13 protein-coding genes, 1 tRNA gene and 1 rRNA gene are annotated in these 11,971 nt (G+C 43.5%); 12 read left to right on the top strand and 3 right to left on the bottom strand.

The window, feature by feature from the left end; all coding sequences use genetic code 11:
• The first annotated feature begins 15 nt into the window (after positions 1–15).
• The 6 genes from rrf (at position 16) to tsaD (ending at position 2,985) form a co-directional block, all read left to right on the top strand.
• Positions 16–131 (top strand): 5S ribosomal RNA (gene rrf, locus DVB69_RS01650).
• A gap of 19 nt (positions 132–150) precedes the next feature.
• Positions 151–226: transfer RNA gene (locus tag DVB69_RS01655), tRNA-Asp, on the top strand.
• Between the two features lie 135 nt (positions 227–361).
• Positions 362–814 (top strand): tRNA (adenosine(37)-N6)-threonylcarbamoyltransferase complex ATPase subunit type 1 TsaE, encoded by a 453-nt coding sequence (gene tsaE, locus DVB69_RS01660; RefSeq protein ID WP_116015937.1) that lies wholly within the window; start codon positions 362–364, stop codon positions 812–814.
• Positions 811–1,521, top strand: a complete 711-nt coding sequence (gene tsaB, locus DVB69_RS01665; RefSeq protein WP_116015939.1) for a tRNA (adenosine(37)-N6)-threonylcarbamoyltransferase complex dimerization subunit type 1 TsaB — start codon at positions 811–813, stop codon at positions 1,519–1,521. The genes tsaE and tsaB overlap by 4 nt, the downstream gene beginning before the upstream one ends.
• Positions 1,514–1,963: a ribosomal protein S18-alanine N-acetyltransferase gene (rimI, locus tag DVB69_RS01670; RefSeq protein ID WP_116015941.1), complete on the top strand. Its 450-nt coding sequence runs from the start codon at positions 1,514–1,516 to the stop codon at positions 1,961–1,963. The genes tsaB and rimI overlap by 8 nt, the downstream gene beginning before the upstream one ends.
• On the top strand, positions 1,963–2,985 hold the full coding sequence (gene tsaD, locus DVB69_RS01675; RefSeq protein WP_116015943.1) for a tRNA (adenosine(37)-N6)-threonylcarbamoyltransferase complex transferase subunit TsaD: 1,023 nt from the start codon (positions 1,963–1,965) through the stop codon (positions 2,983–2,985). The genes rimI and tsaD overlap by 1 nt, the downstream gene beginning before the upstream one ends.
• A 418-nt stretch (positions 2,986–3,403) precedes the next feature.
• On the opposite strand, the gene DVB69_RS01680 is transcribed toward tsaD, so the two are convergent.
• Positions 3,404–5,332, bottom strand: a complete 1,929-nt coding sequence (locus tag DVB69_RS01680) for an ABC-F family ATP-binding cassette domain-containing protein (protein ID WP_116015945.1) — start codon at positions 5,330–5,332, stop codon at positions 3,404–3,406.
• A 128-nt stretch (positions 5,333–5,460) separates the two neighbouring features.
• On the opposite strand from DVB69_RS01680, the gene DVB69_RS01685 reads away from it, so the two are divergent.
• The 3 genes from DVB69_RS01685 to tatC all read left to right on the top strand — a co-directional run bounded on the left by DVB69_RS01685 (position 5,461) and on the right by tatC (position 7,233).
• Complete coding sequence (locus DVB69_RS01685) at positions 5,461–6,111, top strand: redox-sensing transcriptional repressor Rex (RefSeq protein WP_116015947.1); 651 nt, start codon at positions 5,461–5,463, stop codon at positions 6,109–6,111.
• A gap of 67 nt (positions 6,112–6,178) precedes the next feature.
• Positions 6,179–6,376 (top strand): twin-arginine translocase TatA/TatE family subunit, encoded by a 198-nt coding sequence (locus tag DVB69_RS01690; RefSeq protein WP_116015949.1) that lies wholly within the window; start codon positions 6,179–6,181, stop codon positions 6,374–6,376.
• Positions 6,377–6,393: 17 nt separating this feature from the next.
• Positions 6,394–7,233, top strand: a complete 840-nt coding sequence (gene tatC, locus DVB69_RS01695; protein ID WP_116015951.1) for a twin-arginine translocase subunit TatC — start codon at positions 6,394–6,396, stop codon at positions 7,231–7,233.
• 76 nt (positions 7,234–7,309) lie between these two features.
• Here the strand turns inward: tatC and DVB69_RS01700 are convergent, their stop codons facing one another.
• Positions 7,310–8,065 (bottom strand): CPBP family intramembrane glutamic endopeptidase, encoded by a 756-nt coding sequence (locus DVB69_RS01700; protein ID WP_116015953.1) that lies wholly within the window; start codon positions 8,063–8,065, stop codon positions 7,310–7,312.
• Between the two features lie 191 nt (positions 8,066–8,256).
• On the opposite strand from DVB69_RS01700, the gene groES reads away from it, so the two are divergent.
• From groES to DVB69_RS17485, 3 genes are all read left to right on the top strand, one after another.
• Positions 8,257–8,538: a co-chaperone GroES gene (gene groES, locus DVB69_RS01705; protein WP_025782799.1), complete on the top strand. Its 282-nt coding sequence runs from the start codon at positions 8,257–8,259 to the stop codon at positions 8,536–8,538.
• Between the two features lie 52 nt (positions 8,539–8,590).
• Positions 8,591–10,225 carry a chaperonin GroEL gene (gene groL / locus DVB69_RS01710; RefSeq protein ID WP_116015955.1) on the top strand — a complete coding sequence of 545 codons (1,635 nt, stop codon included), beginning with the start codon at positions 8,591–8,593 and terminating at the stop codon, positions 10,223–10,225.
• A gap of 625 nt (positions 10,226–10,850) precedes the next feature.
• The gene (locus tag DVB69_RS17485) at positions 10,851–11,012 is read left to right on the top strand and encodes a hypothetical protein (RefSeq protein ID WP_158541007.1); all 162 of its coding nucleotides are present in this window, start codon (positions 10,851–10,853) and stop codon (positions 11,010–11,012) included.
• Between the two features lie 487 nt (positions 11,013–11,499).
• On the opposite strand, the gene DVB69_RS01720 is transcribed toward DVB69_RS17485, so the two are convergent.
• Positions 11,500–11,971: HNH endonuclease (locus tag DVB69_RS01720; protein ID WP_147300750.1), on the bottom strand; the 472-nt coding region annotated here is incomplete at its 5' end.

An 11,971-nucleotide genomic window follows, 5' to 3' on the forward strand; every position in this document is an offset into this window, starting at 1 on the left:
AACAAGCTCAATTTGTCTGGTAATGATGGCGAAGAGGTCACACCCGTTCCCATACCGAACACGGAAGTTAAGTTCTTCAGCGCCGATGGTAGTAGGGGGCTTCCCCCTGTGAGAGTAGGACGTTGCCAGGCAGTTTCACTTTTATTATTTGGTCCCGTGGTGTAGCGGTTAACATGCCTGCCTGTCACGCAGGAGATCGCCGGTTCGATCCCGGTCGGGACCGCCATTTAATTTAAACTTACAAACCGATTCGGGGATATTCCTTGGGTCGGTTTTTTTATGGTCTCTGTGCGTACCGTGTGCGGTTCTGCACATTTTCCGGTACACTGAGTACATCACTTGAAAAGGATCGGATTCTCTTATGATAAAAAAAATACATGTCACATCAGTTGCGCAAACCACACAACTTGCTGAGCAATTGGCCAAACTTCTTTCTCCGCCGGACGTCGTTACGCTTGAAGGTGATCTGGGCGCAGGGAAGACAACATTTACTCAAGCGCTCGCTAAAGGACTTGGGGTGGAACGAACCGTCAGTAGCCCCACCTTTACGATTATCAAGCAATATGAAGGTACCTATCCTCTTAATCATTTAGATGTCTATCGCTTAGAAGATAGCGAAGAAGATTTAGGTTGGGATGAATTGTTTTACGGGAATGCCATTTCAATTGTCGAATGGGCCCAATACATTGAAGAGGACTTACCAAAGGAACGTCTAGCCATCCGTATTACACGGACAGGCGATACCGCAAGAACGATTGAATTGGAACCTACAGGAAGTCATTTTATAAAGATTTGTGAGGCGATCACTCAATGATTTGGTTAGGAATTGATACAGCAAATTCACCTTTATCTGTTGCACTCGTAGAAGACGGTCGAATTTTGTGCGAGCAAACGTCGACGTTTGCTCGCACCCATTCTATTCAGGCGATGCCTGCGATTGAACGCTTGCTAAGTGAAGCGAGTTTACGTCCTTCAGATTTGGAGGCAATAGCCGTATCTGAAGGCCCAGGATCGTATACAGGCGTCAGAATTGGTGTGACGCTTGCGAAAACACTTGCATGGACATTGAAAATTCCAATAGTCGGCGTTTCCAGTTTGGAAGTCATTGCGGCGAATGCTGTTCCATTTGAAGGTGTTATATGCCCGTTGTTTGATGCGCGGCGAGAAAATGTTTATTGTGGTCTTTTCAAATCAAAAGGTGAGCGATTAGAACGTATTTGGGAAGACCGTCACGGGACTCTTACACAGTTTTTAGAAGATGTTGCTTGTTTCGACCAACCCGTTTTATTTGTAGGGATGGATGTAGAAATTCATAAAACCACCATTAGTACAATACTTGGAGACCAGGCTGTGTTTGCGCCATTTCCTCAACAACTTCCACGTGCTTCGCAATTAATCAGTATAGCTGAGCAGCGTGTTCCTGAACCAAATGTTCATCAGTTCGTTCCGAAATATCGTCGTATTCCAGAAGCTGAAGCAAATTGGATTAAAGAACAAAAACAGGTGAAGTCCCATGATTGACTCGATTGTTTATCGTCAAATGGTAGCAAAGGACATCGAAGGGGTTGTGGCCACAGAAACGGAAGTTTTTACAACGCCGTGGTCCGCAGAGGTGTTTGCCCATGAGCTGACAGGAAACGATTATGCAACGTATATTGTAGCTGAATGTGAAGATGAAGTGATTGGACACGTAGGGATGTGGGTCGTGCTTGATGAATGTCATATTACCAATGTGGCTGTACGGAAACATCGGCAAGGAGTAGGCATCGGGAAAGCATTAATGCGTCAAGCTATGGAGCTGTGCCGCAATAATGGTGTGGTAGCCATGTCACTTGAAGTTCGCGTGAGTAATGAAACAGCAAGGAATTTGTATCGTAAGCTTGGATTTCAAGACGGTGGAATTCGGAAAAACTATTATTCTGACGACCATGAAGATGCGATCGTCATGTGGGTGGAGTTATGATGAAAAAAGACGTTTATATATTAGGAATAGAAACTAGTTGTGATGAAACTGCAGCATCTGTCGTGAAAAATGGAAGTGAGATTGTCTCCAACGTAGTTGCTTCTCAAATAGAGAGTCAAAAGCGCTTTGGTGGGGTTGTGCCGGAAATTGCTTCACGTCATCATGTGGAAGAAATCACGGTGGTCATTGAGAAAGCACTCGAGGACGCAGGATTGTCTCCAAATCAGCTAGATGCCGTAGCCGTTACTGAAGGACCAGGGCTTGTAGGGGCTCTTCTGATTGGCATCAATGCAGCAAAGGCATTTGCATTTGCAAACTCATTGCCTATTATAGGCGTACATCATATTGCGGGACATATTTATGCCAATCAGCTCGTTCAGCAGATGGAATTCCCATTACTTGCTGTGATTGTTTCCGGCGGACATACGGAAATGGTGATTATGCGTGAGCATGGATCTTTCGAGCTCATAGGAGAGACGAGAGATGATGCAGCTGGCGAAGCGTATGATAAAGTGGCTCGAGTATTAGGGCTCCCTTACCCGGGCGGCCCACATGTAGATCAGCTGGCACTAGCAAGTAAGACTGCGATCGAATTTCCGAGAGCTTGGCTAGAACCGGAATCTTATGATTTCAGTTTCAGCGGATTGAAGTCATCGGTCATTAATTATAAGCATAACTTGGAACAAAAGGGCGGTACGCTGGATGCAGGGGCTGTTGCTGCAGGTTTCCAGCAAAGTGTCGTAGAGGTACTAACAGTGAAATCACTGAGAGCTGCTAAAGAGTTTCAGGTGAAGCAAGTAATTGCGGCAGGTGGAGTTTCTGCGAATAAAGGGTTAAGAAATTCGTTAGAGGTGACTTTTGCCAAGGAGAACATTCCGTTCAGTGTACCCCCAATTTCATTATGCACCGATAATGCAGCGATGATTGCTGCTGCAGGTACACAGATGTTTTTAAGTGACGTAAGAGGAGATCTCTCTATGAATGGAATGCCTGGCATGCAACTTGTATCGTGGAATCTTTAAAATAGAGTTATTAACATTCACATGGAATTCGTCAAATTCAGACGAATTTCATGTTTTTTTGATAAACAGAATAGATGGTTTGTCAATAGGGAACATTCGTACTTATGCACAATTTGTGGATAACGTGTGCATAAGGTACTGTTTGGTTGATAAGTTAGGGTGCGTGTTTGGATAACCTTGTGGATTAAAAATAGGTTTTCTGTGGACAACGTGGATAACTTTTTTAAAAGTGATAAAACCGGTATTTCTATTGTGGATAAGATTGTGGAAAACGAGTTTATATGTATGTCGAATGGGGATGGGCATTTGTAGACTGGTGGTGGATTTTAACGTCTAATGTAACAACTTCTTTAATGAGTGAAAACTATTATCTGAAGACATTAAAAAGCAGCGGAATTTTCCGCTGCTTCGTGAAAAATTAAACGGTTTCGAGTTCGTCTTGCATCATGAGCCATTCTTCAGCTTGCGCATCATGGGTCTCTTGAAGAGAATCGATATCCGCTTGCAATTCCATCAGTTTCACATGATCATCCGCGTATTCGGGCTTAGTCAGCTCATTTTGTAGGGATGCAATTTGTTCATCCAGCTCTGCCATCTTCAATTCAGAGTGTTCAATTGCACGTTTTAAACGACGTTCTACTTTTTGACGTTCTTTATCCACCTCTTGTGGACGGCTTTTTGTAACGGTAGTAGACTGCTTTGCAGCCAGAGATTCAGCAAGAAGCTCAGCTTGTTCAGTCTTCTTTTCTACAAAATAATCATAGTCCCCTAAGTATTCCACAGCTCCGTTATCGCTTAAATCAAAAACTTTAGTTGCAATACGATTAATGAAATAACGATCGTGCGACACAAATAGGATTGTTCCAGGGAAGTCGTCCAGTGCGTTTTCGAGTACTTCTTTGCTATCAAGATCCAAATGGTTCGTCGGCTCATCCAACACGAGTGTATTGGATTTCTCGAGCATCAGCTTGGCTAGAGAAAGACGGGCCTTTTCTCCACCTGAAAGAGATTGTACTGGCTTTCCGACATCATCCCCTGTAAAGAGGAAGCGACCAAGCAAGCTGCGGATATCTTTTTCGTTCATAAGCGGCCAATCATCCCATATTTCTTGCAACACAGTGCCTGAACCAATGAGTGTCGCCTGGTTTTGATCGTAATAACCGAACTGGACGTTGGTTCCATAACGAATTTCACCTTCAAGCAATTCTTGCTGACGGACAATTGTTTTCAACAACGTCGATTTGCCGACTCCATTCGGACCTAGAATTGCAATTCGGTCCTGTTTGTAGACACGCATGTCGATATTTGTTGAAACTGGGTTCCCATTGTAACCAACAGCAGCTTTTTCGACTGCCAGCACGTCGTTTCCACTCGGACGGTCGATAGTGAATGAAAAGTTGGCGGATTTTTCATCGCCATCGGGGGAGTCCATCCAGTTTGTCCGTTCTAACTGTTTGCGACGGCTTTTCGCCATTTTACTTGTCGAAGCACGAGCAATGTTCTTTTGGATGAAGTCTTCGAGCTTTGCTTTTTCACTCGATTCTTTCTCGAACATCTTGCGGTCTTTCTCGTAGTTTTTCGCTTTTTCATCCAAGTACGCACTGTAATTGCCTGTAAAGCGAGAGACTTTGCGTCTCGAGACTTCGTATACTAATGTCACAACTTGGTCTAGGAAGTATCTATCGTGCGATACAATAAGCAGCGCACCTTCATAGGATTTCAAGTAGTTCTCCAACCATCCTAATGTTTCAATGTCCAGATGGTTCGTTGGTTCATCCAAGATAAGCAGGTCGGGTTTACTCAACAGCATTTTGGCTAAAGCAAGACGAGTTTTCTGTCCGCCGGATAGTAAGTCTACCGGTTTTTCATAGTCATCGGGATAAAACCGCATTCCGTGCAAGATGGAGCGGGTGTCCGATTCATATTGATAGCCTCCTAGGTCTTTGAACTCGACTTGAAGCGAATCATACTCACCCATAATGCGTTCTGAAGTTTTAGGATCTTCATAGACTTCCGGATCTGCCATTTGGGCTTCCAACCCACGTAGACGGCGTTCCATGGCTTGAAGGGGTTCAAAGACGGTCATCATTTCATCCCACACGGAGAGTTCTGTTTCGAGTCCGCTATGTTGCTCGAGATACCCGATACGGATGCCTTTTGGAACAATGATATCGCCTGCATCTGCAGAAGTTTCCCCCGCAATTATTTTAAGTAACGTGGATTTCCCAGCGCCATTACGACCAACTAGTGCTACGCGATCACGATGTTGCACTTCTAATTTCACATTCTCCAATATATCAGTGCCTGAAAACGACTTCGTTACACCGTTCACTTGCAAGATTATCATCGTTTCACCTCTATTTTCATTCTACTTCAGTCTACTGGAATGGGAGGATAGGTGCAATCACCGGCTTTACAACAGTACACTTCTCCTGTACGATAGAAGCGATTCGATACAGCAGCAGGAGGTTTACGATGGCTGAAGAACCGGTTAAAATTCCCCAGGCAACGTCAAAACGCTTGCCGTTGTACTATCGATTTTTACAAAATTTCGCGAATAGCGGGAAGAAACGTGTTTCTTCAAGCGAACTGAGCGAGGCGATGAAGATCGATGCAGCGACGATTCGTCGTGACTTTTCGCACTTTGGTGCGCTCGGCCGTAAAGGCTATGGTTACGATGTGGATTATCTCGTCAGCTTTTTTAGAAAAACACTCGACCAAGATGAAGCCACGGATGTCGCACTGATTGGTGTTGGCAGTCTTGGACATGCCTTCATGAAATACAATTTCCATAAGAATCACAATACCCGCATCGTCATTGCGTTTGACCCAAAAGCGCCACGTGATGGGAAAATTATTTCGGATATACCTGTGTATCATCCAGATATGATTGAAGAGAAATTGACGGAACTCGGAATTGATCTTGTCATTCTAACTGTGCCTTCCCGTGCCGCCCAGCAGTTGACAGATCGTGTTGCAGCTGTGGGTGTTAAAGGAATCCTCAATTTCACAACAATCCGGCTGACAGTTCCTCCATCAATTCGGGTCCATACAATTGACTTGTCTGTTGAACTGCAATCACTTATTTACTTCATAAAAAATGACGTAAAAGATTCACATTTATAGGGTTGCTCGAATAGTCAATTCGTGCAATATGGTGTAGAATAGACATATTCAAAGGGAGGTGTCCGAAATGTCACCAGGTATCGGAAGTTTACTTGTTATTGCTGTCATTGCCCTACTCATTTTCGGACCGAAAAAGTTGCCTGAAATCGGCAAAGCATTCGGTTCTTCACTACGCGAATTCAAAAATGCGACCAAGGGTCTTGTAGAAGACGACGACGCGAAAACAGACGTTAAAAAAGTTGAAGATAAAAAAGAAGTGCAATAAGTTAGGATGTCTGTCTAATGGAAGAACGTACGCTAACCATTATTGAGCATATAGAAGAAATTCGAAAACGGCTGATTACCATCGTCGTTTTCTTTGCAGTTTCAGTAATTGGTGGTTTTTTATTGGCAAAGCCACTCATTAAGTTTTTGCAATCGAACGGTCCAGCTGCAGATTTACCATTAAATGCATTTAACGTGATTGATCCGATTGCCATTTACTTAAAAGTGGTCGTGTTCATTGGTATCATTATCATTTTGCCAATAATTATGTACCAATTTTGGGCGTTCGTTTCTCCGGGGCTGTTGGAAACGGAACGGCGAGTGACGCTCAGCTATATTCCATTTGCGTTTATACTGTTCTTAATGGGGATTTCGTTTTCCTATTTTGTGTTGTTGCCATACGTCATTAAATTCATGGAGTCATTATCGTCTGAGTTAGGAATTACGCAGACGATCGGCATTAATCAATACTTTTCGTTTTTGTTCCAGATTCTGTTGCCGTTTGGATTTGTGTTTCAGCTACCCGTAGTCTTATTGTTCTTATCTAGACTCGGTTTCTTGAATCCAAATGTGTTAACGAAATTTCGAAAGATTGCTTACTTCGTATTATTTGTCATTGCAGCTTTCATAACGCCACCTGACATCGTGTCGCATTTGTTCGTGACGGTTCCATTGTTCTTGCTGTATGAGATCAGTATCGTAATCGCTCGCGTCGGATACCGCAAGTTCTTGAAGGCGGAAGAGAAGCGTAGGGTGGAAGAAGAAGAGGCGGAACGGGTGCGGTTGTTTGCAGAAGCGAAGGCTGAGCAACAGCGTCAGATTGATGAAGTGAATGCACGGATAAATGATGAGGATTAATCAATTGAAAAGACTTGCTGACCAGGTTGCGGTCTAGCAAGTCTTTTTTTGCGTATTGACTAAATATCCGCGCCTTCTACCAAAATAAGTGGAAGAAGGTGATGATGGATTGTTGGAGTTTTTGAAGCTCTAGGATTTTGTCTTGGTTGAGCATGACGACCATGACGAAACCGTTCATGAGAATATGCGTAATCATCGGTGTCCAGATGCGCTTGGATCGGTAGTAGACGTAAGAGAATACAAGACCTGGCATAAGGTACGTAAGGATGTGCTTGAGTTCGTTGTGAACGGCGGCAAAGATTAAAGCACTTACAATGGTTGCAATCCAGAAGTTCGTTTTCGTATAGATCCCACCAAATAAAACACGGCGGAAGACGGTCTCTTCTAATATTGGTGCGAACAGGACAATACAGATGATAAGAATCGGCGCTACAGCAGCAATTTCTGTGAGCTGTGCAGTATTAGCTGAACCCTCTGTAATGCCAATCGCCTTTTCAATCAAACCTGCAATCATTTGGCCACCGAGTGCCAGGAAGAATCCGAGAATTCCCCAAAGAATGGCTTTCCAAATTGGTTCTTTCTTTCCTTTAAAGACGGTCCAAAACTTCTTATCGGATCGAATGACGAGGAAAATTGCAATAATCGCAAGAATGTTGACACTGAATAAGCCCCACGCAAAGCCGTTATATTTGGCAGCTTGTAATTCATAGCCATTGGCGGTGAAGAGTGCAATCATCCCTTTCGAAATCGGGAGACTTGCGAATTGCATTGCAATGTATAAAAGAAGGATCGTCAAGTAGAGCATCCATGGTTTCATAGTTTTTTGTTTCAAAAGAATCGATCCTTTCCATCTAAGTATTGATAAGTGTATCGGTTTTAGAAAAGAAGCGCAAAGAGTACGGTGACCGATTTGTTTTGCTTGCAATTCATTCGTCGTTTTATTATGATAAGTAGTGTATTAGCACTCCTGTTTAGTGAGTGCTAAAAAAATAAAAGAAGAACCGTTAGAGGAGGGTGTTTCATTTGTTGAAACCATTAGGTGATCGTATTGTAATTGAACTAATCGAAGTGGAAGAGAAAACGTCAAGCGGCATCGTATTGCCAGATTCCGCAAAAGAAAAGCCTCAAGAAGGTAAAGTCATTGCAGTCGGTACAGGCCGCGTTCTCGAAAACGGCCAGCGTGTCGAGCTTGAAGTAAAAGAAGGCGACCGCATCATCTTCTCAAAATATGCAGGTACTGAAGTTAAATATGAAGGTAACGACTATCTAATTTTACGTGAGAGCGACATTCTAGCAACAATCTAAGGATGCACATCACTTTGACAATTAAACCAAAAACAGGAGGGACTCATTCATTATGGCGAAAGAAATTAAATTCAACGAAGACGCACGCAGCGCAATGATGCGCGGTGTAGATACATTGGCAAATGCTGTAAAAGTAACACTCGGACCTAAAGGACGTAACGTAGTTCTTGAGAAAAGCTTCGGTTCACCACTAATTACAAATGACGGTGTAACGATTGCTAAAGAAATCGAACTCGAAGACGCATTCGAAAACATGGGTGCAAAACTTGTTGCTGAAGTGGCTTCAAAAACAAACGAAATCGCTGGTGATGGGACAACTACTGCAACCGTTCTTGCTCAAGCAATGATCCGTGAAGGCTTGAAGAACGTTACAGCTGGAGCAAATCCTGTCGGCATCCGTAAAGGTATCGAATCAGCAGTTGCAACAGCAGTTACTGAACTGAAGAGTATTTCAGATGAAATCTCAAGCAAGCAAGAAATTGCACAAGTTGCTGCAATCTCTTCAGGCGACGACGAAGTCGGTAACCTGATTGCTGAAGCGATGGAGCGCGTTGGAAACGACGGCGTTATTACGCTTGAAGAATCTAAAGGCTTCACAACAGAGCTCGACGTTGTAGAAGGTATGCAATTTGACCGTGGATATGCATCTGCATACATGGCAACAGATACAGATAAGATGGAAGCCGTTCTCGACAACCCATATATCTTGATCACAGATAAGAAGATTAATAACATCCAAGAAATCCTTCCAGTACTTGAGCAAGTCGTACAACAAGGCAAGCCGTTGTTGATGATTGCTGAAGACGTAGAAGGCGAAGCACTTGCAACGCTCGTTGTGAACAAGCTACGCGGTACGTTCAACGCGGTTGCAGTTAAAGCTCCTGGATTCGGAGATCGTCGTAAAGCAATGCTTGAAGACATCGCAATCCTAACAGGCGGAGAAGTGATTACGGAAGATATCGGGCTTGACTTGAAATCCACGGACATCGCACAACTCGGACGTGCTTCTAAAGTCGTTGTTACAAAAGACAACACTACGATTGTAGAAGGAACAGGCGATGCAGATACAATTTCAGCACGCGTGGGTCAAATCCGTGCACAATTGGAAGAAACAACTTCTGAGTTCGACAAAGAGAAACTCCAAGAGCGTCTAGCGAAACTTGCTGGCGGCGTTGCAGTTATCAAGGTCGGCGCAGCAACTGAAACAGAATTGAAAGAACGCAAACTTCGCATCGAAGACGCACTGAACTCAACTCGCGCAGCAGTTGAAGAAGGTATTGTCTCTGGTGGTGGTACAGCGCTTATCAACGTATACAAAAAAGTAGAGTCATTGCTTGAAGGCCTAGAAGGCGACGTAGCAACAGGCGTGAAAATCGTCCTTCGTGCACTCGAAGAGCCAGTACGTCAAATCGCGACAAACGCTGGTCTTGAAGGTTCAATCGTTGTAGATCGCCTCAAGCGCGAAGAAGTCGGCATCGGCTTCAACGCAGCAAACGGCGAGTGGGTTAACATGGTACAAGCGGGTATCGTGGATCCAACGAAGGTAACGCGTTCTGCACTACAAAACGCAGCGTCTGTCGCAGCGATGTTCCTATCGACTGAAGCAGTAGTTGCAAACCTACCAGAACCAGCAGGTGGCGGTATGCCTGATATGGGCGGTATGGGTGGCATGGGCGGCATGATGTAAGTCATCCCCGTAAATAGAAAAACGTCAACTCCGGAAGATGGAGTTGGCGTTTTTTGTTTGGATAAAAACGAGGTGGAGTAGACGGTTGTTGATCTACGCTGCAGGTGGACGCTTTCCTAGGGGCTCGATCTCAGCCGCTTCCTTCGCTTCGCTCAGTCCAGGGTCTTCGATCTTCGCTGATCCCTCAGGAGTCGCCACCTTTCGCTTCGATCAACGGTTTTGTGATCGATAAAGTTTCGTCCAAAGGCATGAGAAATTTATTTTGTTGAATACGGCGAGTAATTATACATAGAGTCATTCAATACCAGTGAGTGTTATAATAATTCATAAGGTGGCCAATGCATTTAACCTGAGAAGGTTATGAATCTTTAAATGATAGGCATGCCGGCTCCAGCATGTACTTTAATATTGGTTATGACATTAGAGGATTGACTAAACCATTAAAGAGTATTAAAAGATTTCTCCCTTTTTGGAGGGGGCTTTTCTATTATGTATCGGATTGTTGTTTTTTGATGCAAAACCGGAACAAATATAAAATCATCCATGGTAAAATAATAAATGCGTAGGTGGGCAAGCACGCCTATGACTCCTCAAAGCCGGCATCGGCTGAAGGGAGGTGCCGTAGATGCAACAAGAAAACAACGGGCAATACAAGACGCGGAAAGAGTTCCGAGAAGAAAAAGCGAGACAAAGTCAAAGAGGACTGATCATCCTTAAGACTGTGTACTACTCAGGTAGAACACTTATCGCTGTAGTATTCGAATGGCTCCGGTTACTTAAAACCTAACGCACAACCATCCCTTTATGGGGTGGTTTTTATTTTTGGGTAAAAAAATAGACGGCCGATGATCAGTCAGCCGTCTTGCCGTATTTGCAACATAGAAAAATACACAACGGGCGTATTTAATATGTGTTACTACCTTCAATTTAATACATGAAAAGTTGGTTGTCAAGACCAACCTATCGCCGAAAAGCGTATCAGCACCTAATTTTTTAGTGCTCAAGCATTTCAAGAGATCACTATACTTTATTCGGAAAACAACATAAGTAACTGTGTTTTGCATCAGAAATAAATAATAAAGCCTAATTTCTCTTTTAAATGCTAGGGAAATCAGGCTTTTGATGTTAAACAAACGTTTGCGATAGGTAAGCCTTTGAAATCATCTCCAGCTTTTCCCCCGCTCCACACAAAGCGTGCAAGTTTCCTTGCACTTTGCGTTCCATCTATCGATGGATACTTGATTATAAGTTCTTCGTTCCATTTTGACGTGAGATTATACTACCGTTTCAAGCCCACATTCCATTCGGTATTGGTTTAGTTTCTTAATCATTGAAGAAGTAAAACCAAATTTCCTTATTTCAGATGTGATGATTTCTGTATCTATACGATGAACTAATCGGTGGATATCCTTATGAAGAATACGGAGATTTCGAAATTCGTCCGTTCCTCCAAGATGTTTTGGTCTATAATGATGGCAGTGAACTTCACTCGCAGTTAAATTCCAACCTGTTAGTTCACATTTCCCCATCTTCATACTGAAGCGGCTAATGCGATTATCCATATATTCAATCGTTCGGTTGGGGAGAATAGCCTTCATTATATTACTAATTTCCAAACGGACATCCGGCTTTAATTTATCGTAAATTTTCGTTCTGCCTTCCTCCGTGAAGAGTGATAGCGTCGGACTAAAATTCATCGTATTTACTGTCCGTACATCTCCAATGGGAAAAAGATGGACCCCCGCA

Source organism: Sporosarcina sp. BI001-red, assembly GCF_003384035.1.
GTDB lineage: Bacteria > Bacillota > Bacilli > Bacillales_A > Planococcaceae > Sporosarcina.